The sequence below is a fragment of the Vibrio sp. Vb1554 genome (assembly GCF_033344235.1).
Genome location: NZ_JAWPOJ010000491.1, coordinates 1 through 1,013, shown reverse-complemented (window position 1 = coordinate 1,013; position 1,013 = coordinate 1). Strand labels below are relative to the sequence as shown.

At 49.7% G+C, this 1,013-nt stretch carries 1 protein-coding gene; it reads right to left on the bottom strand.

The features are described from left to right. Positions 1 to 1,013, bottom strand: a 1,013-nt coding sequence (locus R8N28_RS27285; protein WP_318183925.1) for an acyl-CoA dehydrogenase domain-containing protein, incomplete at both ends; no start/stop codon positions are given.

Below are 1,013 nucleotides of genomic sequence, written 5' to 3'. Positions count from 1 at the left end.
TAGGTACTGGCCACGGCCAATGCGCGAACGTGTTGCACTTGGGGTTTGTAGAATACGTGCCACTTTGCTGTCTAGCTTGTCACTTGGTGCTTTGCGTACACGACCGAATGGCATAATCAGAACGCGAAGTGTGCGGCCAATGACTTTGTTCGGGAAGTTTGCTAGGAACTCATCAACGGCGATTTCTGCTTGTTTTAAGCTATCTTGTAGGCCCCAGTGAACCAAAGCCAAATCTTCAGCTGGACGACCATCTTGTTCAAAACGTTTTAGCGTCGCGGAGCTTAGGTATAGCTGACTGAGAATGTCACCTAAACGCGCAGATAAACGCTCTTTACGTTTCAACGAACCACCAAGTACCGCCATTGAGATATCAGACAGAAGCGCTAGGTTGGCACTGTAACGGTTTAGCTGTTGGTAGTAGCGTTTCGTTGCATCTTTAGTCGGTGCCGATGAACCGAGACCATCGCTCAAACCAAACCAAATACTGCGAACGAGGTTACTCATGGTAAAGCTCACATGGCCAGCTAACGCTTTGTCGAATTTCTCAACCGCGTCGCTCGCTTCTGAGTAAGCTGCGTTCATTTCTTCAAGTACATATGGGTGACAACGAATCGCACCTTGACCGAAGATGATCATCGAACGAGTCAGAATGTTTGCACCTTCTACCGTTACGGCGATTGGAGATCCTTGGTAGCCACGAGCGAGGAAGTTCGAAGGGCCTAAACAAATGCCTTTACCGCCGACAATGTCCATCGCGTCGATGATGCTTTGTTGACCGCGGTGGGTACAGTGGTACTTCACGATTGCAGAAATAACTGATGGCTTTTCACCTAGGTCGATACCTGCAACAGTTAGGTTGCTGGCCGCATCCATGACATATGCATTACCGCCTAGACGCGCCAATGGCTCTTCAACGCCTTCCATGTGACCGATTGGTTGTTTGAACTGACGACGAATGCGAGAGTATGCCCCCGTTGCCATCGCAGCCGATTTGATACCACCCGTCGAGTTAG